Genomic DNA, 25,258 nt, shown 5'->3' on the forward strand with positions numbered 1-25,258 from the left:
GGAATCAGGGGCGTTTTTGTTTGTCCTAGAAATTCGCGGAAATCTGGTCAGCTCTTTCCGAAACTGGTTTTGGCACTGGCAACGCAATTGGTTTTTGCATCCCCAGATAGAACATCGCACTTTTCAAGGCTGACCTTGTATTCCGCGTCGCGCTTGGTTTGAATATCGTCTTTCACAGCGGCGTCGATCTTCTTATTCATCTTGACGTCAGCCAGTGCTTTGGCTTCGATGGCCTTGGCCTCCTTGACGCAAACATCCTTGTCGTTGCCTGACTTATCGTCGCATTTCTCTTTGGCGACGGCATAGTTCGACTCGGCTTTGGCGACGGTTACTTTGTTGCCATCGCTGACCGCGCCAGTATGGGAATACTCGTTCTCAGCCAAGGACACTTTCTCGTGGGCTTTGGCTTCCTCAATACAAACATCTTTGGCGTTCGCTTTCATAGAAGAGCAAGCTGCTTTGGCTGACTTGTAGTCAGCAGCGATGCGTGTTTTTTGGGCCTGGTAGTCTTCCTTAGAGATCAGGGCAGCCTGAGCGAGTGGTATGGCGAAGATGGCCAGACAAATGGCGCTCATCTTGAGTTTGAAATTCATAGGATTCCTTGTTCGTTCGAGGTTGAAGAGGCAGTCGCATCCGCGCGCCTTCCATGAATATTCAGTTGCGTGCGCACCCGACTGATTGGTGCGTACCGAGTGTCTTTGTTCCACTCGTTTTCATACAGCAGACGATTTCGCCTCTCGAAGTCATCGATGTCCTACAAGCGCCTTAGGCGGTACCGTAGACCTATCCTTCAGGTTCTCGGCTCACCCTGACGATTCACGATGATTGTTCTGCCCGGGGCGGAGTTCATTTGAATGCGGTGTTCCTGACCTCCGAATCGATAGCCGACATCCCAGTATTCTGGGGAGCGGTTGTCCCCCTGCTGGGTGCAGTGCTCGACGTTTTGCATCGGGCTTGATCGTTCGGACGCCAAGTTCGAACCCACCACGGCGCCAGCGACGGCTCCACCTGCTGTTGCTAGGTCTTGGCCACGTCCGTTACCGACTTGGTGGCCGAGGACACCTCCGATCAAAGCCCCCATCAATGTGGCCGGAACATTGCTGTTGCTGTGCGGACCTTCTTGCTGCTCAACCCAGCAGCGCTGTTTCTCTTGACGCATGACGGCGTGAACCGACGTCACCTCCGCCTCGAAAAGCCGTTCATTGCCGCGGCGACGGGCATCGTAAATAGTGCTCGGAGCCGGCCCGTAGTTTGAGTTGTCGAGACGATGCCCTGGAGTCAATGGACGCGCCGATGAAATTCGGTCATTCAGCCCCATGGAAGATACCGACAGGTAGTTGCCGGGCCGCAGAATCACGCAGCGTCCCCCAAAGTTCTGCTGCTCGCAGAGTTCCCAGTCTCGGCCGCTCACGACGACTGAGGAGGCCATTTCATCAAAGTCCTTGCGCTGAAGATTCTTCAACTGGCCTTGGCTGGTGAACGACCTCCCTCCAAACCGTTCGTGTTCATAGAAGGTTATTTGAGCGGCAACGGGACCGGAGATTGCAAGCAGCGCAACTCCTGAAAGCAAAATTTTCAATTTGGTGGGCATCAAGGTCTCCTGATGGTTTGAGGGGGCCTCCCGCAGAGCGCAAGGCAAGTTCCAAGTTACTGGGCCTGATGCAGTATTCGGACGCTGCCTCCGACGTACAAGCAGAGGCAGTCTGGCTCGTCTGTAGTTCTCGTCCTACTCCAGCCGCATCCAAAGCAGCTCCGTCAGTGGTTTAACTGCTTCGTGTAGGCCCCGTCCTACAAACAAGCGCGCCGCTGTCGTCTGCCACCGAGCCAGCATTACTGGCACACTGGACCCAACTCAAAGCTGTAGTCTTTAGAGACGAATTGCCTGCTTGCCTGATGACTTCTGGTCGTCTCGTCAGACGGGTCTTCGACTCAACGTGCTGTGCTCGGCTTGCAACCCACCGCTCCATGTCCAAGCTCAAGACCTATATCGTCGAAGACAGCCCGGTGATCCGAGAGAACCTGATTGCGACCTTGGAAGAATTGGGGCCGATTGAGGTGGTCGGTACAGCTGAGGACGAGGCCTCTGCTGTTCTGTGGATGCGACAGAACAGTGATCGCTTTGATTTGGCCATCGTCGATATTTTCTTGAAGCAAGGGTCTGGCATCGGCGTGCTGAGGGCGCTGGGGGCTTTGGACAGGCCGCACTCTTTGGTGGTGCTGAGCAATTACGCGACCGCTGACATGCGCCGTAAGTGCATGGAGTTAGGTGCCGCCCGCGTGTTCGATAAGTCCAATGAAATTGACAGCTTGTTGGACTATTGCTGCCGCTTGGCGACGGGCGAAACCGGCCGCCTTGACCTGTGTTGACCCAAGGCGAGACCGCCCAGCTGGGGCTACTGAATCAAGCCGTTTTTCAGCCCGTAGTAGGTCAGGTCGCTATTGGACTCAAGCCCCATTTTTTCCATCACGCGGGTGCGGTAGGTGCTGACGGTCTTGACGCTGAGCGACATACTGTTGGCCATATTGCCTATCGTTTCACCCTTGGCGAGCCGCAAAAATACCTGCAGTTCTCGCTCAGACAAAAGTTCGTGCAAAGGGCGGTCACCGCCATGGCTCAAACCGTCCGCCAGTTGTTCCGCTACACCTGCGGTGATGTATTTGCGCCCGCGCACCACGGTGCGGATGGCGCGGACGATCTCCTCGGGGTCGCAGTCTTTGTTCAAGTAGCCACTGGCGCCTTGGCGCAGCAAGGTGGTGGCGTAATGAGCTTCCGGAAAGCCACTCAAGACCAGCACTGGCAGATCAGGCGCTCTGGCCTTGATCGCGGCCAGCACTTCAACGCCACTCTGGTCGGGCAAAGAGATGTCCAGCAACATCACGTCCACATCACCTTTTCGCACCAAGTCCACCGCCTCCCGACCGGTTGTGGCCTCTGCGACCACCTGAAAGTCCATCTGATCCGAAAAGAACTGGCGCAGTCCTGCTCGAACAATGGCGTGGTCATCTGCGATGGCAATTCGAATCATGGGTGCTTTAGCGCTCCTGCTGTCATGATCCCATGAATAGTGGCCAGGTGCTTGTATGAATCGACTATCCCAGGCAATTCGCAGTGCACTGCTCGTTTTGCTGGCCGGCCTGGCTGCGTTGCTGATCTTCTGGCTGAACGAGCGCGTGTATGGCTTGGCCATCGCGGCGATCGATGAAACCGTGGCGTATCGCGAAGCCGACATCCTTTCGAGTGCTGTGCAGGGCGCTGCATCAAGGCCGCAACTGCAGCAAGTTGGGCCATCGATACAAGTCACGGCTGAGCGCGTCGAAGCTCAACGACAAACGCTCACGCGTGCAAGATCGTTCAGCCGCTTGGCTTTGACGGTCCTTCTGGCGCTCGGCCTGCTTGCCGTGCTATGGGCGCAGCGCCGGATCCATGATTTGAAGCAGCAAACCATAGATCTCAAGCGCACTTTGCAAGACGAGTTGGAGCAACTCAGAGAAGAGGCCGGGATCAGTACCCTGATGCTGACGGAGCTAACGCAGCATTTGCTGACCGCGCGTGAAGACGAGCGCGGGCGCCTGGCGCGCAATCTCCACGATGAGTTGGGCGCATTGCTGACCTCGGCCAAGCTCGACGCAGCACGAATCAAGTCCCGCTTGGCGGGCAGTGCCCCTGAGGCTCTCGAGCGCTTGGCACATTTGGTTCACACCCTCAATGCCAGCATTGCTTTGGGGCGCACCATCATCGAAGACCTGCGCCCGTCAACTCTTAGCAATCTCGGCCTGGTGCCCACCTTGGAGATTTTGGTGCGCGAGTTTGCCGAAGCCAAAGGCTTGCAAGTGCATTGCGATCTGCACCCCGTGGAACTGGCCAGTGGTACTGAAATCGTCGTCTACCGCGTCCTGCAAGAGGCCATCACCAATATTTCAAAGTACGCGCAGGCCAGCCAAATCTGGGTGGAGATGAGGCAAGAAGACGGCTGGGTGATGGTGTTGATGCGTGACGACGGCCAAGGCTTTGACAGCGCCGCCAAGCCGCGCTCCGCCTATGGCTTGCTGGGCATGCGAGTGCGCGTCGAAGCTGAGGGGGGGCGCTTGAGTGTGGTGTCTCAGCCCGGCCAAGGCACGGTGATTCAGCTGTTCTTGCCCGCCATCGGGACGCAGGGCTGAGGCCGAAACTATCCCCGCCCCCCAGCGGCGTCCTACACGGCTGTCCTTCTCTTGCTGACGCAGCGACGGCGCTTCCGCTGATCGCGTCTGGGGCGTGTTGCGCGCAGACTCCGTTTGAACCGAACCTGAGTGCCCGCCGCCAGAGCTCTGGCGTGGGCTGGGGCCATCAATTGCCCCTAGCGCCTCTTGTTCAAAGTTTGTCAGACCCACCGGAGCTATTCACCATGCTGCATTACGCCGTCGTGTTCTTTGTGATCGCCTTGATCGCCGCCTTGTTTGGCTTCGCCGGCATAGCGGCCAGCGCGGCCGGTATTGGAAAGATCTTGTTTGTGGTCTTTGCAATCTTGGCTGTCGCTAGCTTTGTGTTTGGCTTGATTTCTAAAAACTGAGCCATGGACTTTCCTGCCGCAGGCTATTGCCGCCTGTTCTGTTTCAACTCCCTCATCACACCAAGGAATTCTCATGTTCGGTAAGCCCCAATCCTCCTCGTCCCCAAATGGTTCTTTGGCGCAAAGCAGCGCCGCTGACGGTGTGCTGCCGCCTAACTCGTCCTTGGTGCAGGACACCTTGGATGCCTTGTCGCATGGTGTGCAAGACTTGCGCGAGCAAGTTGGCCCTGCCCTTCACAGCGCGAGCGATAGCGCGAACAGCATGGCGCATCGGGCGGCAGATGCGCTGCATGAGCGGTCGCTCCGATTGCGTGAGCAAGCGGTGCGCGCGGGTGAGAACACCACCCATTACATCCGCGAGGAGCCGGTCAAGTCTGTGCTGATCGCGGCAGCCGGCGGAGCTCTCCTGATGGCCTTGTTTCGCTTGCTGAGTCGGGCGCGAGGCTAATTCGCCTCCATCGCGGATCAGTGGTTGATTCGCGAATTCCCATCACCCTGCAGCAAGCTGAGGCCAGTCTGATGTCGACAGCGCCGGCGTCCATAGCCAGCCCAGAGGCCCAAGCCTTTGTGGACTTGTTCTTGCTGGAGTTGGGTACTGCCAAGACAGCGCTTCGGCACCGGTTTGTGCTGCATGCGATCGTCATGTGCAGCCTAGCCTTGGGCCTGGGGCTGATTGGCGTTGCCGCACTGCTGTGGGCAGTATCGCCGCCTCAACATATTCATGCGGCTTGGATGCTGCCTTGCGTGCCGATGCCGCCCTTGATCTTGGCATGGCTTTGTTGGCGGGCCTCGGCTTCCCGTGCCTTGAGCGACGCAGCGTTATTCGAGCAACTGCGTCAGCGCCTGCTCGCGGATCATGCGCAACTCACGAGGCGACTCAGTTCCTTGTCCTTGGGCGACTGGCTGAACGCCTGCTCGACTCCTCACCTCGCGGATCGGCCTGGCTCAAGTGAGGTCACCGCTGCCGGGGCTCATGCCGCAGAAGTTGCCATCAAGGGGCCGCACTGACGCGCCAGATCACATTGCCCACATCGTCGGCGACCAAGAGTGCGCCGCTGCGATCCAAGGCCACGCATACCGGTCGGCCAGACGCCTCGCCTTGCGCATTCAAGAAACCCGACAAGACCTCCATCGGCACTTCCCCATTGGGACGCCCTGCGCTGAAGGGCACGAACACCACCTGATAGCCGCTGTGCGGACGGCGGTTCCAGGATCCATGCAAACCCACGAACATACCCTCCGCGAAAACGGCAGGCAGGCTGTTGCCTTTGGCCGAGGCCAAGCCCAGGGGTGCGGTATGGGCGCCTAGCGCGTAGTCCGGCACCACCGCTCGTGCGACCGATTCTGGCGAAGGAGGCTGCGCCCGGATGTCGACGTGGGATCCGTAATAGCTGAAGGGCCAGCCATAGAAGGCACCGTCTCGGACCGACGTTAGGTAGTCGGGCACCAAATCGCTGCCCAGTTCATCGCGCTCATTGACGACGGTCCACAGAAGTTCGGGGCCGCTACCGCTACCGTTCGAACTCCAGGCCATGCCATTGGGGTTGCGCAGCCCGCTAGCGAACAGGCGCTGCTGGCCGCTCTGCAAATCAAACTCCCAGATGGCTGCCCGACCCTGCTCCAGTGCCAGGCCTCGCTCGCCTACATTGCTGTTGGAACCGACCGTGATGTAGAGCCTTTGCCCGTCGGGGCTGGCCAGTAAGTTCTTGGTCCAGTGATGATTGACGGCGCCAGCGGGCAAGTCCAGTACTTTCCGGCCAGGGCCTACGATGCGGCTGATGCCGCTGCTGTACTTGAACTGCAGCAATGCATCGGTGTTGGCGACATAGAGAGACTGGCCGACCAAGGCCATGCCAAAAGGGGAATGCAACTGCTCCAGGAATGGGGCGCGAAATTCAGCCACGCCGTCACCATCGCTGTCGCGCAGCAAGGTGATTCGGTCGGCACTTGGCCCGCCAGCGCCGGCGCGCTTCATGAACAAGCCCATCACCCAGGCCTTCAAGCTGAACTCTGGGTGGGGCTTGGCCGGTGCATTGCTCTCGGCCACCAAGACGTCTCCGTTCGGTAGCACCAGCAAGCAGCGCGGGTGATCGAGCCTTCGTGCAAAAGCCTTCACTTGAAGCCCTGGTGCGGCCCTGGGCTGAGCATCGTCGGCCCAGGGCACGGCAGGGGCAATATGTACCGTGGGTATGAGGCTTGTCACCGGCGCGGGCAGACGGGGGTGAAGGCCGCTGCCGTCTGAAAGGTTTTGCGTCGCCATCTCCCCGCAGGCACTCAGAGCCCACAGCAACACGAGTGAACCGCGAGGGCTCGCCGCGGACTTAAAATTGAGGCCTGCCCGTTGGGCACGCCATGAACGGGCTTTGGGAGGCGCAGACATGGCTGCTGCTTAGATCCGCCCCAAGAGCAGCAAGACCAACAGGATCAACACCACCAAGCCAATGCCGCCGCTTGGCCCGTAGCCCCAGCCGCGGCTGTGCGGCCAGCTGGGGAAGACGCCGATCAGCATCAAGATCAAAACGATCAAAAGAATGGTGCCTAAACTCATGGTGTTCTCCTGTTGAGGGCCTGCCTGGCAGCCAATGCCGCCTTGGACCAAGCGCTGATTTCAGCCTAGGGCAGGCCCGGCGCCGCATCGGTGCGCTAGCGAACACAAGGGCAGAGGCCGATCACACCGACAGTGCAGCCTCAGTGCCACACATAACGTGTAGCCGCATGCACGGACCAGCTGCCGTCGCCCGGCAAGTGCAGGACCTGGCGGTGTTGCTCAAGCAAGCTGCGATGGTGGCTGACGCTGACCGGCGTGATGCCCAAGCCTGCTAACTGGGCATAGAGCGCAGCCTCGTTGCCGCCGTCGAGCGCACTGGTCGATTCGTCCAGCAGCAAATAGCGCGGCTTGGCCAAGAGCGCGCGAGCAAAAGCCAGGCGTTGCTGCTCGCCGACCGACAGCACGCGCGCCCAGTCTTGCACCGCGTCCAGGCCGCCAAAGCGCTGAGCCAGCGCGGACAAGTTCACCCGTTCGAGCCAGCGGAGCAAATCCGGGTCGGACACTTCGCTTTGCTTGTGTGGGTAGCTCAGCTGATCGCGCAGCGTCCCTAGCGGCAAATAAGCTTGCTGTGGCAGGAACAAGAGCTGCGAGCCAGGCGGGCGTAGCACTTGCCCGGCACCCGTGGTCCACAGCCCCGCGATCACGCGCAAGAGCGAGCTTTTGCCCGAGCCGCTGGCCCCGACGATCAGCAAACCTTCTCCCGGGCTCACGCACAGGTCCAAGGATTGAATCAGCAGATGCTCGCGCTGAGGCGTCAATACGGTCAGCCCGGTCAAGCGCAAACCGAGGTCCGATACGGTCACTATCTGCTGCGCTCCCTCTGTCGCTTGTCCCTGCACAAGTGCATCATGCTGGGTCAGCGCGATGGAGAAGGCGTGCAAGCGGTCGACGCCTGCAGAGAAGCGGCTCAGGCTTTCAAAATGCTCCACGATCACCGTCAGTGCACTCAAGATGGCGACAAAAGCGCCCGCTGCCTGGATGGCTCGCCCCACCTCCAGCTCGCCGCTCAAGACCTCGCGCGCAATGATCACAATCGGTAGCACCGCAGTCAGAAAGCTGTGGGCATATTGAAAGAGATTGAGCTTGAATTGCCAGCGCAGCACCGCTTGGAAATTGCGGTAGAGCGACTGGAACACCGTCTGCAGCGAGGCCATCTCACGGGCTTCGCCGTCATGAAAGGCGATCGGCTCGGCATGCTCTCGCACACGTACCAAGCTGTAGCGAAAGTCGGCCTCGCGCTGCAGCTGACGAAAGTTCAGGGCAATCAAGGGTCGGCCAAACACGGTGCCGGCGAAGCAACTGCTGAACAGGGCATAGGTGATCAGGAAATAGACCAAGCCTTGCGAGATGGTCCACAGCACGCTGGCAAAGGCCAGCAGCTGCATCAAGGAGCCCAGCGCAATCATCGAGAAGTACAGCGACTGCTGGGTGAAGGCGTTGATGTCTTCGGCGATGCGCTGGTCCGGGTTGTCGATGCCGGAAGCGGCCGTCAGCCGGTAGTAGGCGCGCTGCTTGAAGTAGCGTGCCAGAAAGTGATCCGTCAGCCAACGCCGCCAGCGCAAGCCGAGGCTGTCGCGCACATAAAAGTAGAGTGCATAGATGGGCACGGCGCCCACAAGAATGGCGGTGTAGCGGCCAATCGCGCGCCAAAAGCGCTCGCTGTCTCGGGCCGCCAGCGCCGAGGTGAACTCGCCTGTCTCATGGTTGAACAAGACGTTGAAGGCGGTCTGGCCCAAGAGCAACAGCACCAAGAGCGCCAGCAGGCTCAGGGCTCGCCAGCGTTCCGCACTGTGCCAATACGGCTGGGCGATGGCAATAAAGCGATGCCACAAACGGGCATTGAAACCGGGGGCGCCTTCGCTGTTCACAGGGCTTGGCGGAGAACATTTGAAGGTCAGCAAAGGCGCGGTCAAGGTCTGGGCGAATTTGCCTCAGTTCATCAAGGTGTCGCCATGGGGATGGGTGCCGTAGTAGGCATGGATGCCTGCTGCCCACTCGGAGTCGGCCATATCGGGCCAATGGTCTTTGTCAAAACCGGGGGCTGTTTCCAGGCGCGAACGGTCAATCGATAAAGTAAAACGCTTGTTGTAGGTGTCCAGCTTGAGGGCGCTCCAGGGCACGGCAAAGAGCTTTTCGCCCAGGCTCAGAAAGCCGCCAAAGGACAGCACCGCATAGCTGATGCGGCCGCTGCCCACGTCCAACATGATCTCCTTGATGTCGCCCAAGTTTTCGCCCACATGGTTGTAGACATCATTGCCGATCAAGGTGTTGGCGCCCATCAATCTGGGGCCGGGGCCTTGGTGAATTTCAGGGTCATAGCCGCCGCTGCCGGTGTTGTTGAGTGAGTTGCCTTTGACTGGGTTGGCCTGGCTGCGGTACATGCCGTAGGGGTCGCGTTCCGTGTAGTTCATGAGGTGTTCCTGCTGGTGGACTTGGCTCATTGGGCGCTGCTCCCTGCGCGGCAATGAGCAAACCGCGCATGAGCCTGAACTTAGGGGCTGGGGCTCTTTCTCACTGTGCGTTGACGAACACAGCGACGGGCTCGCGGCTTCTTGGCCATGTGCGGCGGCGCACCGACGCCGGCCAAGGCTCGAGCCATCATGCGCACGCTGCCTGGGCTATGCGGCAGGGACGTGTAGCCAAAAGCAGCCAACCCAGCAAGAAAGGATCCGCCATGAGCCAAAGCGCACACATCACCGGCGACATCGAATATCGCGAGGGCGATGGGGCCAATATCTTGATTCGTCGAGGACCTTGCGAGGTACAAACGTCGGAGTTCGACGTCACCCTCAGTTGGACCGATGGAGAAACCCGCGGTTCAACGGCCTTGCCGCTGTCTGATTTCAATCGCTATGTTTCGACGCGGGTGATTCAATTCGATACCCGCGAGTGAGTGCTGTCCGCGCCTGCCTTCATGAGGGTTGGTGGACAGCGCTGGCCGGCTTGGCCGGATTGAGGGGGGCCGAATGATCATTGTTCTGGCCCGGCAGGGGCATCTCAGCCGACTCCTGCTCCCGGCTCATCGCGCGATTGCTGCGCCCTGCCGTCGGTTTGGGCATGGTGGATGTGGCGGCTTGTGGCAAGGCCGAGGCGGCCGAAGGCACGGAGGTTTCAGACGGCGAGGGGGCGTTCTGCGACCCAGAGGCTGCACCGTTGCTAGTGCCAATGCCAAGGCCAATGCCAATGCTGGCCGCATTGGAGTCGGATTCAACACCTGGCGGCTTTGCACTTTCCTCTCGTAGAGCTGGCGCACGTTCACCGCAGGCCGCCAGCAGGCCGCAGAGCAAACTGAGAACAATGGCAGGCCCGCGACCGATGGACAGCCAAGGTGCGCTGCGGACCCATGGGCTTGCTTGAACTGCAGCCCGCAAGGAGTCGAGCCTGATCACGTGTAGCAGAAGGTGTTCCAAGAGTTGCCTCCAGCCTGAGGGATGAATGTGGCTGCAATGTGCGCCGGCCTGCGCGCTGGGTCTGTGCGCTGAGTAACAGACCGGGGAGTCTTTATCAGGGATCCTCAGCGCGTGAAGAACCTTTGCAGCCAGCGCCCTTCGTTTCGAAAGCACATGCCATGAGCGATACCGACACCGATGTGAGTCGCAGCCTAGCGCCGCTTGCGGTCAGCGCCATTGAGACCGTTGCGCGCTCGCGCCTGTTGACGGTCAGTGCCGATGCCCTTTTGGTTCAGGTGGCCGCCTTGCTTTCGAATGCACAGATCAGCGTCGTGGTGGTCTGTGATGACGCGGGCGCGGTGCAAGGCCTGATCACCGAGACCTTGTTGGTCAGGCAACTTGGCTTGGGGCAAGCTGACTTTTTCACCACGACGGCCGGCGCGGTCATGACGCGCAGCCTCCGATCTTGTCAATTGCAAGAACCACTCGCCGAGGTTTTGTCGAGCATGCATGAGCATGGCTTGGTGCACATGCTACTGACGGACGCCGCCAACAAAGCGCTGGGCGTGGTCACGGTTCGAGATGGTTTGCGCGCACTGCTCTTGGCGGGGAAGCAGGAGGAGGCCTTGCTGCGCAACTATGTGATGGGCGTCGGCTACCAGTGAATGTGTTGGGATCGGTGCGACTGGGGCTTGAATCGGAGGCATGAATCGGGGGCATGAATTGTGGGCTTTAGCGATTGGGCGCCAGCATCACGCGGGGGTCTACCCAGGCATCGAAATCTTCGGCACTGAGCCCGCCCAGGTCTAGCGCTGCTTGTCGCAGGCTGCTGCCGCTGCTCTCGGCCTGTTGAGCGATGGCGGCGGCGCCTGCATAGCCGATGTGCGGCACCAAGGCAGTCACCAGCATCAGCGAGGCCTGCAGCAGCGCGTCGATACGCGCCGGGCAGGCCTGCAAGCCGCGCAAGCAATGCGCTTCAAAGCTGTCCATGGCATCGCTGAGCAGGTTCAAGCTATCCAGCACATTGAAAATGATCAGCGGCTTGTAGGCGTTGAGTTCGAACTGGCCTTGAGACGCCGCGAAGCCGATGGCTGCGTCATGGCCCATCACCTGGGCGCAGACCATGGTCAGCGCTTCCACCTGAGTCGGGTTGATCTTGCCCGGCATGATGGAGCTACCCGGTTCGTTCTCGGGCAAGCGCAACTCACCCAGGCCGGCGCGCGGGCCGCTGCCCATCCAGCGGATGTCGCAGGCCATTTTGGTCAGCGCGATGGCCAGCATCTTCAGCCCCGAGTGCAGGCCCACCAGCGCCTCATGCCCCGACAGGGCCGCCATCAGATTGCTGGCCTGGCTCAGGCTGAGTGCTAGCTGAGGGGCTAACTGATCATTCAGGCGGGCAATGACTCGCGGGCCGAACTCGGCGTGGGTGTTCAAGCCGGTGCCGACGGCTGTCCCGCCGATGGCAAGCTGGTGCAGCGCGGGCAGGGCGCTGCGCAGCGCTTGCTCGGCCAGCTGCAGCTGCGCTGCATAGGCGCCAAACTCCTGGCCCAGCGTGACCGGCGTGGCGTCTTGCGCATGGGTGCGCCCGATCTTGATCAACATGGCCCATTCCGCCGCCTTGCTGTGCAAGCTCGCTTGCAGCCGCGCCAAGGCTGGCAGCAGGGACTGTTGCATGCGCAGCGCTGCTGCCAGATGCATGGCGCTGGGAAAGACATCGTTGGAGGACTGGCCCAAATTCACCTGAGCGTGTGGGTCCACCGAGCGCTGCAAACCCATGCCGCCGCCGATGGCCTGCGAGGCCAGATTGGCCAAGACCTCGTTGAGGTTCATATGGCTTTGCGTGCCCGAACCGGTTTGCCAGACCGAGAGCGGGAACTGGGCCGCAAAACCGCCCTCGGCCACCTCGCGTGCCGCCGCAGCAATGGCCTGCGCCTGCGGCGCTTCCAGCAGACCCAAGTCTTGGTTTACCAGAGCGGCGGCCCATTTGATCCAGGCCATGGCTTGCAGCAGCGCTGATGGCATGCGCTGCTGAAGGTCCTGCGCACCCGGCGGCAAGCCAATCTTGAAGAAGCGCAGGCTGCGCGCGGTTTGTGCGCCCCAAAGCGCATCGCCGGGCACCTCCATACTGCCGAGGCTGTCGCTCTCCTCGCGACTGGGCTTCATTGCAAGGGCGGGTTGTGCATCGAAGCTTGCGCCTCAATGAAGGCGTCCAGGGCGCGCGGGTTGGCGATCTGAAACATGCGCCGTCCTTTTCCGGTAAAGCGAATCACCTGCGCTCGCTCCAGCCCGGTCAAGGCGCGACTGACAGACTCCAGCGTCATGCCCAGGTAGTTGCCCATTTCCGCCCGCGAGAGGCGAAACACCATCTGGTCATTGCGCAAGCCACGGGCCGCTAAGGCGTCAGCCCACTGACGCAAGAACTCCGCCACGCGGGCCGCTACCGGCAGCGTGCATCTGGAGAGCAGCGCATCACGCCCGCGGCAGATCGTGCGGCTCATCGCGAGGTGCAAGTCCATCAGCAGTTGCGGCTGCGACGAGGCGGCGCTCAGCAGCGCGTCATAGCGCAGTGCCCAGACCTCGCCAATCTCCAAAGCCTGGGCGCTGCAGGCGTAGTGGCCCTGGGCGATGCCCTCCAGGCCCAACCAGTCGCCGCGCAGCATCAGGCCCACGACTTGATCGCGGCCATCTGCGGCGCTGGTGATGACCTTGGCGCTGCCCGAGCTGAGCACATAGAGCTGGTGAAATGGCATGCCCGCCTCAAAGATCAAGTCGCCAGCATGCAGCACGCGGCGCCGCACCGGCAAATGCTCCAGCAGCAAAGCCAAAGTTCGCGCGATCTGCTGGGCGCCTGGGCTGCCAGGCTCGCTGAGCACAACAGGGGCGCTGCGGCGCAGCGTTTCAAAAGGCTTGGGCGTCCGCTGCAGCGCTAGCACTGGCTTCACCGTGAGTGGACGCAAGCTGCTCAGGCTTTCGATGCGATGCTGCAAGACATTGACCATAGCGACTCCCGGGTTGGATAGCTGCAGGCTAGGGCGCCAGCACCACGGCGTATGTGCGCTATCGAACCCAAGGCATCAAGTCGCGTCTTTGTCGCCGTCCAGCGCCCTGGGCGGCACGGTGTCTTGCGCTGCGCTGCTGGACGCGTTTGGGCTGCGCTCGCGTACCCCGGAGAAGAAGGCGATGCCGCCCGGTCCCAGGCGTTTGGCTTGGTACATCGCTTGGTCGGCACAGGCGATCAGTTGGTCGGCGGTTTCGGCATCGCGCGGATAGATGCTGATGCCTATGCTGGCGCTCAGATCGGCCCAGTCTGTATGGCTCAGGCGAGCGGACTGCAGCGCTGTTCTGAGTTTTTCGCCGATCTGCCAGGCATCGTCGATCTGGGCCAAGTCGTCCAGCAAGACCAGGAATTCATCGCCGCCGCGGCGGCTGACCGTGTCCGACTGTCGCACCGCCGACAGCAAGCAGTGCGCCACCAACTGCAGCACCTGGTCGCCGACGGCATGGCCATGGCCGTCATTGATCTGCTTGAACTTGTCCAGGTCGACGAACAGCAAGGCCAGCTGTGTGCCCTGCCGCTTGGCGTGAGCGATGGCCTGCTCCAGCCGGTCAAAGGCCAAGGCGCGGTTGGCCAGTTGCGTCAGGGGGTCCAGGCCGGCAATGCGTGCGGCCTCATCCAGCGCTTGCAGAGCCGATTGGCTGTCTCTTTGCGCATCCAGGGCGGTCAGCGTCAAGAGCTCATTCGCTTCCAGCAGCAGCACGCTTTGATTGCGATCGAGAAAGCTCTCGGCCCGCACCACCTCTTGCAAGAGCCGACCGAGCACGCGCCGCATCGTCTCGACCCGCTGGGTGACGCGGGCCAAGTCGAGCGCAGCACTGTCGACGGAGGGCGCGGGGGCGGGGTCCTGCACGGTGTCTGGCTTTCGAGGGGCAGGGCTTCAGAGCTTTGCTGCCTTGAGGCGAGGCCGGCCGCCCAGCAAGCCTTCTTGATCGGCCAGGCAGTCGCCGATCTGCAGGCCCGCATCGGTGATGTGGAACTCGCGCAGCTCATCGGCATGAGCGCTGGCTCGCAACTTGACCACGGCCAACATGCGGCGCAAGCGGCTGTCGATTTCGATATAGCGCTGCACGATGATGGCGTCGGTGAGAAAGGCCGTGCCATAAGGGCTGAAGCGCAGATCGGTGTAGCGGTCCTCCAGTTCGGAGGTCATCAGAATCGTCACCCCAGCGCCGGCCATCGCCGTCACCAAGCGCGCGAGCGACTCGCGAAAGTCATCGCGGAAAGTGGGCGCAATCGACAACTCAAAACCCGACAGGGAGTCGATCACCACACGGCTGGCGCCCAGGCGGGCAATCTCGGCCAGCAGCAGACTGATCACCTCGTCGATGGAGAGATCCGGGGCGCGGCTGTCGACCAGGCCGACCTGACCGCTGTCCACCAGATCGGCAATGACGCGGTTCTGCAAGTGCCGAGGGCGCTGCTCAAAAGCCGCCAAGACGCCGGTCTCGCCGCAACGTGCGCCCTCGGCCAGAAAGGCGGCCGCCAGAATGCTTTTGCCCGAGCCCGAGGGGCCGGCCACCAGCAGCGAATAGCCACGCGGCAAGCCGCCGCCCAGCATCTCGTCCAGCTTGGGCACGCCGAGCAAAAGCCTCGAATTGGCCGGCCAACGCCGTTCGCTTTCATCGGCTGCACTTGGGATGTTGGCTGGCAGTGGAGTCGGGATGTTCGCCGGCGGCGCGAACACCTGAATGCCGCGACTGCTGATGCGAAAGGTGTGCAAACCAGGCAGCGTGGGCTGGCCGCGCATTTTCAGCACCTCGATCTTGCGCACCATGGAATTGCGTTGCACGCTTTGGCGCATCCAGATCAGACCGTCCGCCACGGTGAAGACCGGGTTGGTTTCGGTCTCCTTGAAATACTCGCCAATCAAGAAGGTGGTGGCTTGCCAGTTCGTCATCATCATGCCGAGTTGCTGGACGAATTGCTGCAGGCGCGTCTGCGGCGTGGTGTTGCCTTCGCTGGCGATCATCACCGAGCAAAACGAGTCCACCACCACCAGGCCCGGCTCGTAGGCGGCCACCGCCTCACCGATACGGGCCAGCACGCGGTCAAGATCGCCGCTGGCGGCGTCTTCCGACACATTGATGAAGCGCACCGAGTCATTGATTTGGCGGTTGTCGAAGAACTCGAACTGCTGCTGGTAGCGCAGCATCTTGATCGGCGGCTCTCCCAGCACCGTGAAATAGAGCGCTGGCCGTTGCGGTGTGGCGAGAGCAAACATGATTTGATGCGCCAAGGTGGTCTTGCCGCAGCCGGGCTGGCCGGCAATCAGGTTGAAGGAGAACTCGGGCAGACCGCCGCCTAAAATTTGGTCGAGGCCGGGTACGCCGGTGTGCAAGGGGCGAATGGTGACTTTGCTTGTCATTGCGGGTCTTCCTGTGCGGCCGAGCCGCTTAAGAAAATAAGCCAGGGGCTGCGCAGCAAGCGTTCGGTGAGCGGGCGCCCGACGAGCTTGGTGAGCAACTCACAAAAGGTCTGCAGCATCAGACAGACGGCCGCCTGCGCCTCAGCGCGGGGCTGCAGGGCGATCAGGGGGCGCAACACCACCCAGCTGAATTCCAGCGGCAGTTGACGCTCGCCAGCGCCCAGCCAGGGCAGGCTTTTGACGCACTGGTGCAAGCTGCGCGAAAACAAGGCCGCGACGCCGCGCTGCCCGACGATAGGGACCAAGATGCGATCAATCTCCAGGCAGACCTTGCCGAACAGCGCAGCCAGCTGCGCCGAGTCGGCCGCAGCCTCCAGGTACTCGGGCAGAAAAGCGAGCGTTTGAGGGCGGTGTGGAGGGGTCATGGTCGATGTTTGGGGCGGTCATCAAGGTCTCTCAAAAAGCAGGCCAGCGGGCATGTTCAGCCCCGCCTTGGGAATGACCGTAACGGCGAATCGACGCGGAGTCTGTACGTTGGCGCACATAAGCCAGCTGTCGGCCTTGTCTGACAGCGCAAGGCGGCGCACGCCCACAACAAAGCGTGGATGGAAAGCTTAGGCTGCAGGGGTATCCACCCATTGATGAGGACCTGTCATGCGCAGCTTGAACCCCCTGAGTTCTTTCAAGGCTTCGGCCAAATTTCCGGCCGGACTACCGTCCATGCGAATCTTGGCCGCGGCCATCGTCGCCATGAGCTTGGCGGCATGCAGCAAAGAAGCCGAGCCGCCGCGCAGCGCCGGCGAAAAGCTGGACGAAGGCATCGCCAAAGTCGAGCGCCAGGGCGAGCAGATGAAGGCTGAGGTGCAGCGCGGTGCCGAAGACGCGCGCCAAGCTGCCAGCGAGGCCGCCCATGAACTCAAGAGTGCCTCGCTGGAAGCGCGAGAACAACTGGGGTCCGACCTCAGCGACGCCGGCCTCGTCACCACCATCAAGGCCAAGCTTGCGGCCGACACCTTGATGACCGTGTCCAGCATCAATGTCGACGCCAGCCAAGGGCGGGTGACGCTGCGCGGTTCGGTGGCGGATGCGGGGGCTGTGGCACGGGCCCGCCAGATCGCCAGCGCGGTCAAAGGCGTGACGGCGGTTGACAACCAGTTGATGGTGGCCAAAAAGACCTGAGCGAAGACGTGCTTGTGTCGGGGGCGTCCTACAGCGCAAGGCGTTCCTGGCTGATGGGCTAGCGCTGAGTTTCGGCGCAATCTGCCATCAGCAAAGTCCCGCAGTCTTGTGGGACGGCCAGGATGAGCAGCCAAGCCTGCACAGCCTTCGACCAAGGAGATGGACGTGAGGGAGCTGGGTCACAAAGACGACGGGTCGGAGATGCCAAGCAGCGGCTTGGGTCGGGTGAGGCGCGCCCTGGCCCGTTTTGCCGAGCCGGCGGAGCAGGTTCTGTGGGTTGACTCGCTGGAGATGGAACACCTCGGCATGGAGTCGGCCAACCCCAGTTTCATGGGGCCGGGCGAATTCAGTGGCACCGACGCCAGCGATGCGAGCGACCTGGCCCTGTCTATGACCCGCGATTCACAGGAGCCAGCATGAGTGCGATGGCGATGGGCGCGCGACGAAGGGCCGCAGGCTCGGTGAGAGCGTCCGAGCGCCGCCACGCCAAAAAGACCTCGGCGTGGTCCGGCAAGCTCGGGCAATGCCTGGCGCTACTACTGTGTCTGGCCTTGCTCTTGAGTCTGCAGCGTGTGCTGCTCCAGGGCGTGGCCCAGGCCGATCAGCGCCGCAGCATTTTGGCGACGCAAGTGCCCCAGGCCAAGCAATGCCTCAGCTTGGCAGGTGGGGGGGCGCAAGAGCGTTGCCTGCTGGCCATGAACGCTGCCGCAAGACGAGCGGCCGAGGCCTCACCCACGCTGAACGCAGGCGCGCCCTGAGGCCCGCCCAAAGGTCCCCCCATTGATCGCCATCCTGGCTTCTACCGCTTTCTCACAAGGAGACTTCCATGAAGATTCATTTCCGCCCGGCCGCTCCGCTTTGCGGCGTGTTCTTGTTGACTGCGCTGCTGGGCAGCGCACCCGCCTTGGCCCAAACCCAGGCTGCCGATCAAATGGCGCGTTACAAGCAAGAGTTGGCGGATTGCCAAAGTGGCCGATCTTCGCAAGCGCGGCCGACCTGTGAGCGTGAAGCGCGCGCTGCTTTTGCTCAAGCCAGAAAAGGCGATCTGGACGATGGCCCGGCAGCCTACGCCCGCAATGCGCATGAACGCTGCATGAGCCTGCCTTCACCCGAACGTTATGAATGCGTGGCGCGCATGCAGGGCCAAGGCAGCCAAAGCGGCAGCGTGTCCGGCGGTGGCATTGCCCGCGAACTGCGCAGCACGGTGCCGGACAAGGTAGGGCAATAGAGCCATCCTGGCGAGATGGCGGCCATGGCCCCAAGGGATGTGCCCAAGCCCGCACCGCAGCAAAGCCTCAGTGATGCGGCCGCTTGTCAGCTGGACTCCGAAGGGCGCTTGCAGCTCTCGGGCCGCTGGACGGCCTTGGGCCTGGGGGATGTGATGACGCCGCTGTCGCAACAGGCAAGCCCCTCGGGTCAGCCGCTGCAAGTCGAGGCCAGTCAGATCCTGGCCTTAGACACGGTGGGCGCCTGGGCGCTGCAAAAGCTGCTCTTGCGCCTGGGGGCGCAGGACGCCCCGGCGCCGCTGATCGGCCTGCCCACCGGCTTTGCGCGTTTGCTGAGCGAGGTGGCGGACCAGCTGGCGCCGCAGCCGCAAATCAAGCCTATCGCCGCTACTGTTCCGAAGCGCGTGGAAGCCTTGGGACGCTACGTCAGCCAGCACTTGGCAGGCTTGCTGGACCAAGCGCATCAAATGCTCAGCTTCATCGGCGAGTGCACCCAGGTCTTGTTGCAAAGCGTCGCGCATCCCGGCCGCTGGCGCTGGCGGGCCTGTCTGTTCAATCTGCGCAGCGCCGGCTTTGATGCCTTGCCCATCGTCGGACTGCTGTCTTTTCTGCTGGGCCTGGTGGTGGCCTATCAAGGCGCCAGTCAGTTGCGCCAATACGGCGCCAATATCTTTGTGGCGGATCTGGTTGGCCTGTCCATGCTGCGGGAGTTTGCCCCTTTGATCACGGCCATCATCGTGGCCGGCCGCTCCGGCTCGGCCTACACCGCGCAGATTGGCACCATGGCCGTCACCGAGGAGATCGACGCCATGCGCACCCTGGGCTTGGTGCCGATCGAGTTGCTGGTCTTGCCCAAGCTGATTGCGCTTTTGATCGCCTTGCCCTTGTTGACCGTCTTTGCCGATGTGCTGGGCGTGATGGGCGGCATGCTGATGGCGACGGTGCAGCTGGAGGTCAGCGTCACCGAGTTTGCCGAGCGCTTCGTCAAGGCCGTCTCGGTGACCAGTTATCTGCTTGGCCTTGGCAAGGCGCCCGTGTTTGCCGCCATCATCGTGGTGGTGGGCTGTTTCCAAGGTTTTCAGACCCGCGGCGGCGCTGACAGCGTGGGGCAGCACACCACCCGCAGCGTGGTGCAGTCCATCTTCGCGGTCATCGTGGCCGACGCCTTGTTCTCGGTGGCCTTCAGCGCCCTCGATCTATGAACACACTTGCCCCGGCCAAGCCGCCCGCCGACGAGTGGGTGATCGAGTTGGCCCATATCAACACCAGCTTTGGCAGCCACCGAGTGCATGAAGACGTGAGCTTGCAGGTGAAGCGTGCCGAAATCTTTGCCCTGATTGGCGGCAGCGGCTCGGGCAAATCGACCCTGCTGCGCGAGATGATCTTGTTGCACAAACCCGACAGCGGCACGCTGCGGGTGTTGGGCAGCGATCTGCTGGATATCAGCGATGTCGATGCGCTGAAGCTGCGGCGGCGCTGGGGGGTGATGTTCCAGCATGGCGGCTTGTTCAGTGCCCTGACGGTGAAGGAGAACATCGGTCTGCCCTTTCGCGAGCACACCGATTTGGACGATGCGCTGATCGATGAGCTGGCCGCCTGGAAGCTGAGCTTGACGGGCTTGAGCCCGGATGTGGGCGACAAGTACCCGGCTGAGTTGAGCGGAGGCATGCTCAAGCGCGCCAGCTTGGCGCGCGCCATGGCGCTGGACCCGGAGCTCTTGTTTCTGGATGAGCCGACCGCAGGCCTGGACCCGGTCAGTGCGGCCGGGGTTGATGACTTGGTGCTCAAGCTGCGCGAGCTCTTGGGCCTGAGCATTGTGATGATCACGCATGACCTGGATCTGCTTTGGCAGGTGGCCGACCGGGTGGCCGTGCTGGCCGACGGCAAGGTGCAGGGCGTGGGCTCGATGAAGGAGCTGGCCGGCATGGACACACCGGCGGTGCATCAATTCTTCTCGGGCAAGCGCGGCCGTCAAGCTATGACTCAAGCTCAGACCACTGACCAGAATGAGTCCATCGGGAGCAGGCCATCGAAACCAAAGTGAACTACACCCTGGTCGGTGGCTTTGTGCTGCTGCTGGGCGCGGCGCTGATCGCGGGCGTGCTGTGGCTGGCCTCGGGCGGTGCCTGGGCGAAACGGCAAGACCTCTATCTTTCGGTGATGGAGGAGTCGGTGGCGGGCCTCAACCTGAATGCGCCGGTCAAATACATGGGCGTGAATGTGGGCAAGGTGCAGGCCATCAGCTTGGCGCCGGCCAACCCCAAGCGGGTGCGTCTGCTGTTTGCGATTGATCGCGGCACGCCGGTGCGGCGGGACACCGTGGCTGTCCTCAAGACCCATGGCCTGACCGGCATTGCCTATGTGGAGTTGGACGGGGGCGCGGCGGCCTCGCCAGCCTTGCAGGCCGTGCCGCCTGAGCGGTATCCGCAGATTCGCAGCAAGCCTTCGCTGAGCGCGCGATTGGAAGAGATGCTCAGCACCGTGCTCGGCAAGCTGGACAGCAGTTCCACGCAATTGAACGCCTTGCTCAGTCCGCAAAACCAGCGTGCCTTTAGTGCCACCTTGGGCGATATTGCCTTGCTCAGCCACACGCTGGCAGAACGTCGCCAAACCATAGATGCTGGTCTGCGCAGCGCGGCGCAGACTTTTGACAACAGCGCGGCCGTGTCCGAGCAGTTACGGCGTCAGGCGGGGCCGCTGATCGCTCGCATGGACCGTGCCGCGCAAGCGCTGGAGCAGATGGGCATCGACACCGCGCAGGCCAGCAGCAGCGCTGGCCGCACCGTGAGCGAGGTCGGCAGCGATGTGAAGCGCTTCACCGCCACGGCGCTGCCGGATCTGCAGCAACTGATGGGCGAGCTGGCGGTGCTGGCGGTGTCGCTGCGGCGCTTGAGTGAGCAACTGGAGCGCAACCCCAGCGGCTTGGTCTTTGGCCAGGGCCTCGCACCCAACGGGCCTGGCGAAAGGCAAGAGCAGCAAGAGCAGCAACAGGCGCCGCCTGCCGAGAAAACCCATCGCCTGCGAGAAACCCCATGAATTCAATCCCGTTCGCAAAGGCTTGCCGCACGGTTTGCGGGGCCTCGCTGCTGGCGCTGGGCGCTTGCGGCAGCTTGCTCCCGACGCCGCCGCTACCACCCGCTCTGCATCTTTTGAGTGCCGCGCCCTTGGCAAAGCGGCAGCAGCTCGCAGCACCCAGGCCGGCCGGATTGCCCAGCTTGCACATCAATGCGGCGCAGTCGGCGGCGGGCTATGACAGCCGGCGCATCATTTATTTGCGTGAGCCGAATCGCCTGGACTATTACGCCCGGCATGAGTGGGTGGATACGCCGGCGCGCATGTTGGCGCCGCTGTTGCTGGCGGCCATGGAGGCGAGCGGGCGCTATCGGGTGGTGATGGCGGCGCCCAGCGCGGCCTTGGCCGAGTACAGCCTGGACAGCGAAGTGATTCGCCTGCAGCAGGACTTTTCCCAGTCGCCCAGCCAAGTCCTGCTGGTACTGCGCCTGAGCTTGATGGAGCGGCAGAGCCGCCGTGTGCTGGTCAGTCGGGTGTTTGAGTCGCGTTGCGCTGCAGCCAGCGAGGACGCTGCGGGCGGGGTGAACGCCGCGGCAGTGGCCCTGACGCAGATTCTGAACGAGCTGGCGGATGCGACGGACTTTGCGCCGCTGCCTTCATCAAGCCCTAGGCCCTGAGTCCCTAAGCCCTTAGAGCCTCACCTTGGGCCATGGCCTTGGCGGGGCTGTCCAATCGCTGCTCCAAGCGCCCGCGGTCCAGCACGGCGATGCGGCCGCGGCGGTAGCTGATCAAGCCGGCCTGGCTCAGCTTCAGCGCTGCAGCGGTGACGCCTTCGCGGCGCACCCCGAGCAGATTGGCCAGCAACTCTTGGGTCATCATCAAGGCCTGCGAGGACTGTCGGTCCAGGCCCATCAGCAAGCGGCGGCACAGCAGTTGATCGATGGAGTGATAGCGATTGCAGACGGCGGTTTGAGCCATCTGCGCCATCAAGCTTTGGGTATAGCGCAGCAGCATGGACTGGATGGCCCCTGGGCGACTGATCTCCTGCTGCACACGCTGCGCCGGCATGCGTAAGCCCAGACCGGCGCTTTGCACCACCGAGCGGCTGGGGGTGGCGTTGCCGCCCATGAACAGTGCGACCCCCACCAAGCCGTCGCGGCCCACCACGGCGATTTCGCTGGAGGCGCCGTCCAGCGTCAGATACAGCAGGGAGACGATCGCAGTGGTCGGGAAATAGACGTAAGGGGCGGTGCTGCCGGACTCGCACAAGACCTGGCCCAGATGGAGTTCAACCGGCTCCAGGGCAGCGGCCCAGCGGGCCAGATCGTCTTCGGGCAGGGCGGCGAGCAGCTGGTTGTCGCGCGGCTCGCAGAGCAGGGCAGGGCGGGATTTCATGGCGGCTCCAGAGCAGATGGGGAGCGCCTATCTTTGAATGGCCGGCCTCGGCCCACCATCAGCCAGGGGCTGAAGTGCCTGTCAACTCTGTCCTACACGCACGCCGCTTCGCCTTGGCCCTGCATCAAGAGGCCAAGGCCTTGGGCAGCAGTCGTTCGTATTCTTGTTTGACCACCGCATAGCATTCGCAGCTGCGGCGCTCCAGGCCCGGACGATCCAGCACCGAGATATGCCCGCGGGCATAGCGGATCAAGCCGGCCTGCTGCAGCTTGAGCGCGCACTCGGTGACGCCTTCGCGGCGCACACCCAGCATATTGGCGATCAACTCCTGCGTCATTTGCAGCTCATGGTTGGGCAGCCGGTCCAGGCTGAGCAGCAACCAGCGGCACAGTTGTTGGTCCAGCGAATGGTGACGGTTGCAGACCGCGGTTTGCGACATCTGGGTGATCAGCGCCTGGGTGTAGCGCAGCAGCAAATGCATCACCGGGCCAGAGCGGGCGAACTCTTCTTTGATCACCTCGGACTTCAGCCGCAAGCCCTTGCCGGCACTTTGGACCACGGCGCGGCTGGGCGTGGAGTCGCCGCCCATGAAGAGCGAGATGCCCACCAGGCCTTCGAAGCCCACCACGGCGATCTCCGCCGAGGCGCCGTTTTGCATCACATAGAGCAAGGAGACGATGGCACTGGTGGGGAAATAGACATGGCTCAGGGTGCTGCCCGGTTCATACAGCACCAAGCCCAAGGGCAAATCCACGCTTTCAAAGTGCGGTTGCAGGCGCAGCCATTCCGGCTCGGGCAAGGCGTCCAGCAATTGGTTCTGACGGGCGAGGCTGGGCTGCATCAAGACACTTTCCAAAACGGAGGACATCAAACAAGGACACCCAGTAACGAGGAGTCCGCATGGATGTTCCTGAGCATGCGTGTGAGCCCAGTGTAGAGCGGACAAGCCGCGCTGTCCTGTGCGTTGGCGAACATAGGGGTGAGCTGTAGGCCTTGTCCGACATGCGCTTGCGCGCTCTGCCGATGGTGGGGTTGGGGTCTGCTGCGCATCATGGCGGCATCACTTGAACGCAAATGCTGCGCAGCACTTCTGCTGCCGATGGTGTCAAGCGAAGCACATCGGAGTCGCAATGAATGACACCCCCATGAACACCCGCCCGCTACCTCAGGCTGCGGCCCTTTTGTCCCTTGGCTTGCTGGCGAGCGTGGTCATGCTACTGCCCGCTTGTGCCAGCAGTTATGGCGAGCCTTCGGCGCCAACGACCGCGCAGATGGCGGTGGGCAAGGCCGCTGTGGACCGGGCTGACGCTGCGGCTGTGGCTGATGCGCCGATGGAGATGGCCGCCGCTCGCCAAAAGCTCGCCCAGGCTCAAACCGCGTTCACCAACAAGGACTTCGCGCTGGCGCGTCAATTGGCCGAGCAGGCCGAGGCCGACGCGGGATTTGCCGAAAGCCAGGCGCGTTCACTGCGATCGACGCGCGCCCTGGCCGAGGTGCGCGAAGGTTTGCGTCAGCTGCGTATTGAAGCGGCGCGCCCTTGATTGAGGCCGTGCCGGTCTTTCGTTCCCATTTCAAAAAAAGGCTCATGCCATGAATCCCATCTCTGCTTTTCACCGCTTTCCCAAGACTTCTCTCGCGCTCGCTGTGAGCTTGATCCTGGGCGCTTGCGCCAGCCCGCCATCGCCTCCTTCTGCCGCCTTGCTGCAAGCGCGTCAAACGGTGCATGGCGCCGAGGGCGATCCGCTGGTGCGCAGTCATGCACCCTTGGAGCTGAAAAAGGCGGCCGACACCCTGAGCCGCGCCGATGCCTTGCAAGCCAAGGGCGAGGTCGGCCCCGAGCTGGACAGTGCCGCTTATGTGGCGAACCAGCAAGCCCGCACCGCCGTCTCGGTGGCTTTGGCGAAGAGCAATGAGGCGACCCTGATTGGCAGCAAGGACGAGCGCACCCGGGTGCTGGCCGAGCAACGCAGCCGCGATCTCGATCGCTCGCGGGCCCAAACCGGTGTGGCGCAACGGCGTGCCAATGAGGCGGAAATGAGCTCGGCCATGGCCGTGGCCACGGCTGCGGGGGCCAAGGCCGAGACCGCTCAGATGCAGGGTCAGCTGCGCAGCCAGCAGGCCGAGTTGGACGCCTTGCAGGCGCAAAAAACCGAACGCGGCATGTTGCTGACCTTGGGTGACGTCCTGTTTGAGCTGGGTCGCGCCGAGATCAAGCCCGCGGCGCAACAGTCCTTGCGCAAGCTGGCCGAGTTCTTGCGCCAGCACCCGCAGCGCCAGGTCTTGATTGAAGGCTATACCGACAACGTCGGTGGCAGCGCGATGAACGACGGTTTGTCGCTGCGCCGAGCCGATGCGGTGAAGGCGGCGCTGCTGGCTTCGGGTGAGGATTTGATCGCTTCGCGTATTGCCACCATCGGCCATGGGGAGCGCTTCCCGGTGGCCGACAACGGCAACGCCAGCAACCGGGCCTTGAACCGCCGTGTTGAGGTCTATGTCTCCGAAGATGGGCAACAGGTGCGCCCGCGCAGCTGAAGCC

At 62.3% G+C, this 25,258-nt stretch carries 31 protein-coding genes; 17 read left to right on the forward strand and 14 right to left on the reverse strand.

Annotation, left to right across the window (positions count from 1 at the left end; translation table 11 throughout):
* Positions 1-47: 47 nt before the first annotated feature.
* Both LNV06_RS21020 and LNV06_RS21025 read right to left on the reverse strand, forming a co-directional pair.
* Complete coding sequence (locus LNV06_RS21020) at positions 48-593, reverse strand: hypothetical protein (RefSeq protein WP_263540267.1); 546 nt, start codon at positions 591-593, stop codon at positions 48-50.
* A gap of 197 nt (positions 594-790) precedes the next feature.
* Positions 791-1,591: a beta/gamma crystallin-related protein gene (locus LNV06_RS21025; protein WP_263540268.1), complete on the reverse strand. Its 801-nt coding sequence runs from the start codon at positions 1,589-1,591 to the stop codon at positions 791-793.
* A gap of 374 nt (positions 1,592-1,965) precedes the next feature.
* Between LNV06_RS21025 and LNV06_RS21030 the strand changes: the two genes are divergently transcribed.
* Entirely contained in the window at positions 1,966-2,367 is a 402-nt protein-coding gene (locus LNV06_RS21030) for a response regulator transcription factor (protein ID WP_263540269.1), read from the forward strand.
* 26 nt (positions 2,368-2,393) lie between these two features.
* On the opposite strand, the gene LNV06_RS21035 is transcribed toward LNV06_RS21030, so the two are convergent.
* On the reverse strand, positions 2,394-3,026 hold the full coding sequence (locus LNV06_RS21035) for a response regulator (RefSeq protein ID WP_263540270.1): 633 nt from the start codon (positions 3,024-3,026) through the stop codon (positions 2,394-2,396).
* A gap of 55 nt (positions 3,027-3,081) precedes the next feature.
* On the opposite strand from LNV06_RS21035, the gene LNV06_RS21040 reads away from it, so the two are divergent.
* The 4 genes from LNV06_RS21040 to LNV06_RS21055 all read left to right on the forward strand — a co-directional run bounded on the left by LNV06_RS21040 (position 3,082) and on the right by LNV06_RS21055 (position 5,558).
* The gene (locus LNV06_RS21040) at positions 3,082-4,161 is read left to right on the forward strand and encodes a sensor histidine kinase (protein ID WP_263540271.1); all 1,080 of its coding nucleotides are present in this window, start codon (positions 3,082-3,084) and stop codon (positions 4,159-4,161) included.
* 224 nt (positions 4,162-4,385) lie between these two features.
* Positions 4,386-4,550, forward strand: a complete 165-nt coding sequence (locus LNV06_RS21045; protein ID WP_263540272.1) for a DUF1328 domain-containing protein — start codon at positions 4,386-4,388, stop codon at positions 4,548-4,550.
* Between the two features lie 73 nt (positions 4,551-4,623).
* Positions 4,624-4,998 (forward strand): hypothetical protein, encoded by a 375-nt coding sequence (locus tag LNV06_RS21050; protein ID WP_263540273.1) that lies wholly within the window; start codon positions 4,624-4,626, stop codon positions 4,996-4,998.
* A 71-nt stretch (positions 4,999-5,069) separates the two neighbouring features.
* The gene (locus tag LNV06_RS21055; RefSeq protein WP_263540274.1) at positions 5,070-5,558 is read left to right on the forward strand and encodes a hypothetical protein; all 489 of its coding nucleotides are present in this window, start codon (positions 5,070-5,072) and stop codon (positions 5,556-5,558) included.
* On the opposite strand, the gene LNV06_RS21060 is transcribed toward LNV06_RS21055, so the two are convergent.
* From LNV06_RS21060 to LNV06_RS21075, 4 genes are all read right to left on the reverse strand, one after another.
* On the reverse strand, positions 5,542-6,810 hold the full coding sequence (locus tag LNV06_RS21060; RefSeq protein WP_318013546.1) for a PQQ-dependent sugar dehydrogenase: 1,269 nt from the start codon (positions 6,808-6,810) through the stop codon (positions 5,542-5,544). The genes LNV06_RS21055 and LNV06_RS21060 overlap by 17 nt on opposite strands.
* Positions 6,811-6,939: 129 nt before the next feature.
* The gene (locus LNV06_RS21065; RefSeq protein WP_263540276.1) at positions 6,940-7,098 is read right to left on the reverse strand and encodes a DUF3309 family protein; all 159 of its coding nucleotides are present in this window, start codon (positions 7,096-7,098) and stop codon (positions 6,940-6,942) included.
* 140 nt (positions 7,099-7,238) lie between these two features.
* The gene (locus LNV06_RS21070; RefSeq protein ID WP_263540277.1) at positions 7,239-8,966 is read right to left on the reverse strand and encodes an ABC transporter ATP-binding protein/permease; all 1,728 of its coding nucleotides are present in this window, start codon (positions 8,964-8,966) and stop codon (positions 7,239-7,241) included.
* Between the two features lie 63 nt (positions 8,967-9,029).
* On the reverse strand, positions 9,030-9,509 hold the full coding sequence (locus tag LNV06_RS21075; protein ID WP_263540278.1) for a PRC-barrel domain-containing protein: 480 nt from the start codon (positions 9,507-9,509) through the stop codon (positions 9,030-9,032).
* Between the two features lie 263 nt (positions 9,510-9,772).
* On the opposite strand from LNV06_RS21075, the gene LNV06_RS21080 reads away from it, so the two are divergent.
* Together LNV06_RS21080 and LNV06_RS21085 are read left to right on the forward strand one after the other, a co-directional pair.
* Entirely contained in the window at positions 9,773-9,991 is a 219-nt protein-coding gene (locus LNV06_RS21080) for a hypothetical protein (RefSeq protein ID WP_263540279.1), read from the forward strand.
* A gap of 675 nt (positions 9,992-10,666) precedes the next feature.
* Positions 10,667-11,152, forward strand: coding sequence for a CBS domain-containing protein (locus LNV06_RS21085; protein ID WP_263540280.1), 486 nt, complete (start codon positions 10,667-10,669; stop codon positions 11,150-11,152).
* Between the two features lie 67 nt (positions 11,153-11,219).
* Here the strand turns inward: LNV06_RS21085 and LNV06_RS21090 are convergent, their stop codons facing one another.
* The 5 genes from LNV06_RS21090 to LNV06_RS21110 all read right to left on the reverse strand — a co-directional run bounded on the left by LNV06_RS21090 (position 11,220) and on the right by LNV06_RS21110 (position 16,335).
* Entirely contained in the window at positions 11,220-12,650 is a 1,431-nt protein-coding gene (locus LNV06_RS21090) for a class II fumarate hydratase (RefSeq protein WP_263540281.1), read from the reverse strand.
* Complete coding sequence (locus tag LNV06_RS21095; protein WP_263540282.1) at positions 12,647-13,486, reverse strand: Crp/Fnr family transcriptional regulator; 840 nt, start codon at positions 13,484-13,486, stop codon at positions 12,647-12,649. The genes LNV06_RS21090 and LNV06_RS21095 overlap by 4 nt, the downstream gene beginning before the upstream one ends.
* A gap of 75 nt (positions 13,487-13,561) precedes the next feature.
* Positions 13,562-14,395 (reverse strand): GGDEF domain-containing protein, encoded by an 834-nt coding sequence (locus tag LNV06_RS21100; protein WP_263540283.1) that lies wholly within the window; start codon positions 14,393-14,395, stop codon positions 13,562-13,564.
* 27 nt (positions 14,396-14,422) lie between these two features.
* Positions 14,423-15,910, reverse strand: a complete 1,488-nt coding sequence (locus LNV06_RS21105; RefSeq protein WP_263540284.1) for an ATPase domain-containing protein — start codon at positions 15,908-15,910, stop codon at positions 14,423-14,425.
* On the reverse strand, positions 15,907-16,335 hold the full coding sequence (locus LNV06_RS21110; protein ID WP_263540285.1) for a hypothetical protein: 429 nt from the start codon (positions 16,333-16,335) through the stop codon (positions 15,907-15,909). Before LNV06_RS21110 ends, LNV06_RS21105 begins: the two co-directional genes overlap by 4 nt.
* A 229-nt stretch (positions 16,336-16,564) precedes the next feature.
* Between LNV06_RS21110 and LNV06_RS21115 the strand changes: the two genes are divergently transcribed.
* From LNV06_RS21115 to LNV06_RS21150, 8 genes are all read left to right on the forward strand, one after another.
* Positions 16,565-17,089 (forward strand): BON domain-containing protein, encoded by a 525-nt coding sequence (locus LNV06_RS21115; protein ID WP_263540286.1) that lies wholly within the window; start codon positions 16,565-16,567, stop codon positions 17,087-17,089.
* Between the two features lie 165 nt (positions 17,090-17,254).
* Positions 17,255-17,509, forward strand: coding sequence for a hypothetical protein (locus tag LNV06_RS21120; RefSeq protein ID WP_263540287.1), 255 nt, complete (start codon positions 17,255-17,257; stop codon positions 17,507-17,509).
* Entirely contained in the window at positions 17,506-17,847 is a 342-nt protein-coding gene (locus tag LNV06_RS21125; protein WP_263540288.1) for a hypothetical protein, read from the forward strand. The genes LNV06_RS21120 and LNV06_RS21125 overlap by 4 nt, the downstream gene beginning before the upstream one ends.
* A gap of 68 nt (positions 17,848-17,915) precedes the next feature.
* Entirely contained in the window at positions 17,916-18,317 is a 402-nt protein-coding gene (locus LNV06_RS21130) for a hypothetical protein (protein WP_263540289.1), read from the forward strand.
* 24 nt (positions 18,318-18,341) lie between these two features.
* Complete coding sequence (locus LNV06_RS21135) at positions 18,342-19,517, forward strand: ABC transporter permease (protein WP_263540290.1); 1,176 nt, start codon at positions 18,342-18,344, stop codon at positions 19,515-19,517.
* Complete coding sequence (locus LNV06_RS21140; RefSeq protein ID WP_263540291.1) at positions 19,514-20,359, forward strand: ABC transporter ATP-binding protein; 846 nt, start codon at positions 19,514-19,516, stop codon at positions 20,357-20,359. The genes LNV06_RS21135 and LNV06_RS21140 overlap by 4 nt, the downstream gene beginning before the upstream one ends.
* Positions 20,356-21,351, forward strand: a complete 996-nt coding sequence (locus LNV06_RS21145) for an MlaD family protein (protein ID WP_263540292.1) — start codon at positions 20,356-20,358, stop codon at positions 21,349-21,351. The genes LNV06_RS21140 and LNV06_RS21145 overlap by 4 nt, the downstream gene beginning before the upstream one ends.
* A complete protein-coding gene (locus LNV06_RS21150; protein WP_263540293.1) occupies positions 21,348-22,004 on the forward strand; it encodes an ABC-type transport auxiliary lipoprotein family protein in 657 nt (218 codons plus the stop codon). The genes LNV06_RS21145 and LNV06_RS21150 overlap by 4 nt, the downstream gene beginning before the upstream one ends.
* Before the next feature lie 4 nt (positions 22,005-22,008).
* Here the strand turns inward: LNV06_RS21150 and LNV06_RS21155 are convergent, their stop codons facing one another.
* Positions 22,009-22,722, reverse strand: a complete 714-nt coding sequence (locus tag LNV06_RS21155; RefSeq protein WP_263540294.1) for a Crp/Fnr family transcriptional regulator — start codon at positions 22,720-22,722, stop codon at positions 22,009-22,011.
* Positions 22,723-22,846: 124 nt separating this feature from the next.
* Positions 22,847-23,563, reverse strand: a complete 717-nt coding sequence (locus LNV06_RS21160) for a Crp/Fnr family transcriptional regulator (RefSeq protein WP_263540295.1) — start codon at positions 23,561-23,563, stop codon at positions 22,847-22,849.
* 289 nt (positions 23,564-23,852) lie between these two features.
* Here LNV06_RS21160 and LNV06_RS21165 point away from each other — a divergent pair, with 289 nt between their 5' ends.
* Together LNV06_RS21165 and LNV06_RS21170 are read left to right on the forward strand one after the other, a co-directional pair.
* Positions 23,853-24,263 carry a DUF4398 domain-containing protein gene (locus LNV06_RS21165; RefSeq protein ID WP_263540296.1) on the forward strand — a complete coding sequence of 137 codons (411 nt, stop codon included), beginning with the start codon at positions 23,853-23,855 and terminating at the stop codon, positions 24,261-24,263.
* A 49-nt stretch (positions 24,264-24,312) separates the two neighbouring features.
* On the forward strand, positions 24,313-25,254 hold the full coding sequence (locus LNV06_RS21170) for an OmpA family protein (RefSeq protein WP_263540297.1): 942 nt from the start codon (positions 24,313-24,315) through the stop codon (positions 25,252-25,254).
* The last annotated feature ends 4 nt before the right edge of the window (positions 25,255-25,258 follow it).

The sequence above is a fragment of the Paucibacter sp. Y2R2-4 genome, from assembly GCF_025717535.1.
Classification (GTDB): Bacteria; Pseudomonadota; Gammaproteobacteria; order Burkholderiales; family Burkholderiaceae_C; genus Paucibacter_A.

Bases quoted from the DNA above. Each gene is read 5' to 3' on its own strand.
- LNV06_RS21020 (WP_263540267.1), bottom strand. From the start codon at position 593: ATGAATTTCAAACTCAAGATGAGCGCCATTTGTCTGGCCATCTTCGCC.
- LNV06_RS21025 (WP_263540268.1), bottom strand. From the start codon at position 1,591: ATGCCCACCAAATTGAAAATTTTGCTTTCAGGAGTTGCGCTGCTTGCA.
- LNV06_RS21030 (WP_263540269.1), top strand. From the start codon at position 1,966: ATGTCCAAGCTCAAGACCTATATCGTCGAAGACAGCCCGGTGATCCGA.
- LNV06_RS21035 (WP_263540270.1), bottom strand. From the start codon at position 3,026: ATGATTCGAATTGCCATCGCAGATGACCACGCCATTGTTCGAGCAGGA.
- LNV06_RS21040 (WP_263540271.1), top strand. From the start codon at position 3,082: ATGAATCGACTATCCCAGGCAATTCGCAGTGCACTGCTCGTTTTGCTG.
- LNV06_RS21045 (WP_263540272.1), top strand. From the start codon at position 4,386: ATGCTGCATTACGCCGTCGTGTTCTTTGTGATCGCCTTGATCGCCGCC.
- LNV06_RS21050 (WP_263540273.1), top strand. From the start codon at position 4,624: ATGTTCGGTAAGCCCCAATCCTCCTCGTCCCCAAATGGTTCTTTGGCG.
- LNV06_RS21055 (WP_263540274.1), top strand. From the start codon at position 5,070: ATGTCGACAGCGCCGGCGTCCATAGCCAGCCCAGAGGCCCAAGCCTTT.
- LNV06_RS21060 (WP_318013546.1), bottom strand. From the start codon at position 6,810: ATGGCGACGCAAAACCTTTCAGACGGCAGCGGCCTTCACCCCCGTCTG.
- LNV06_RS21065 (WP_263540276.1), bottom strand. From the start codon at position 7,098: ATGAGTTTAGGCACCATTCTTTTGATCGTTTTGATCTTGATGCTGATC.
- LNV06_RS21075 (WP_263540278.1), bottom strand. From the start codon at position 9,509: ATGAACTACACGGAACGCGACCCCTACGGCATGTACCGCAGCCAGGCC.
- LNV06_RS21080 (WP_263540279.1), top strand. From the start codon at position 9,773: ATGAGCCAAAGCGCACACATCACCGGCGACATCGAATATCGCGAGGGC.
- LNV06_RS21085 (WP_263540280.1), top strand. From the start codon at position 10,667: ATGAGCGATACCGACACCGATGTGAGTCGCAGCCTAGCGCCGCTTGCG.
- LNV06_RS21090 (WP_263540281.1), bottom strand. From the start codon at position 12,650: ATGAAGCCCAGTCGCGAGGAGAGCGACAGCCTCGGCAGTATGGAGGTG.
- LNV06_RS21095 (WP_263540282.1), bottom strand. From the start codon at position 13,486: ATGGTCAATGTCTTGCAGCATCGCATCGAAAGCCTGAGCAGCTTGCGT.
- LNV06_RS21105 (WP_263540284.1), bottom strand. From the start codon at position 15,910: ATGACAAGCAAAGTCACCATTCGCCCCTTGCACACCGGCGTACCCGGC.
- LNV06_RS21110 (WP_263540285.1), bottom strand. From the start codon at position 16,335: ATGACCCCTCCACACCGCCCTCAAACGCTCGCTTTTCTGCCCGAGTAC.
- LNV06_RS21115 (WP_263540286.1), top strand. From the start codon at position 16,565: ATGCGCAGCTTGAACCCCCTGAGTTCTTTCAAGGCTTCGGCCAAATTT.
- LNV06_RS21125 (WP_263540288.1), top strand. From the start codon at position 17,506: ATGAGTGCGATGGCGATGGGCGCGCGACGAAGGGCCGCAGGCTCGGTG.
- LNV06_RS21130 (WP_263540289.1), top strand. From the start codon at position 17,916: ATGAAGATTCATTTCCGCCCGGCCGCTCCGCTTTGCGGCGTGTTCTTG.
- LNV06_RS21135 (WP_263540290.1), top strand. From the start codon at position 18,342: ATGGCCCCAAGGGATGTGCCCAAGCCCGCACCGCAGCAAAGCCTCAGT.
- LNV06_RS21140 (WP_263540291.1), top strand. From the start codon at position 19,514: ATGAACACACTTGCCCCGGCCAAGCCGCCCGCCGACGAGTGGGTGATC.
- LNV06_RS21150 (WP_263540293.1), top strand. From the start codon at position 21,348: ATGAATTCAATCCCGTTCGCAAAGGCTTGCCGCACGGTTTGCGGGGCC.
- LNV06_RS21155 (WP_263540294.1), bottom strand. From the start codon at position 22,722: ATGAAATCCCGCCCTGCCCTGCTCTGCGAGCCGCGCGACAACCAGCTG.
- LNV06_RS21160 (WP_263540295.1), bottom strand. From the start codon at position 23,563: ATGCAGCCCAGCCTCGCCCGTCAGAACCAATTGCTGGACGCCTTGCCC.
- LNV06_RS21165 (WP_263540296.1), top strand. From the start codon at position 23,853: ATGAATGACACCCCCATGAACACCCGCCCGCTACCTCAGGCTGCGGCC.
- LNV06_RS21170 (WP_263540297.1), top strand. From the start codon at position 24,313: ATGAATCCCATCTCTGCTTTTCACCGCTTTCCCAAGACTTCTCTCGCG.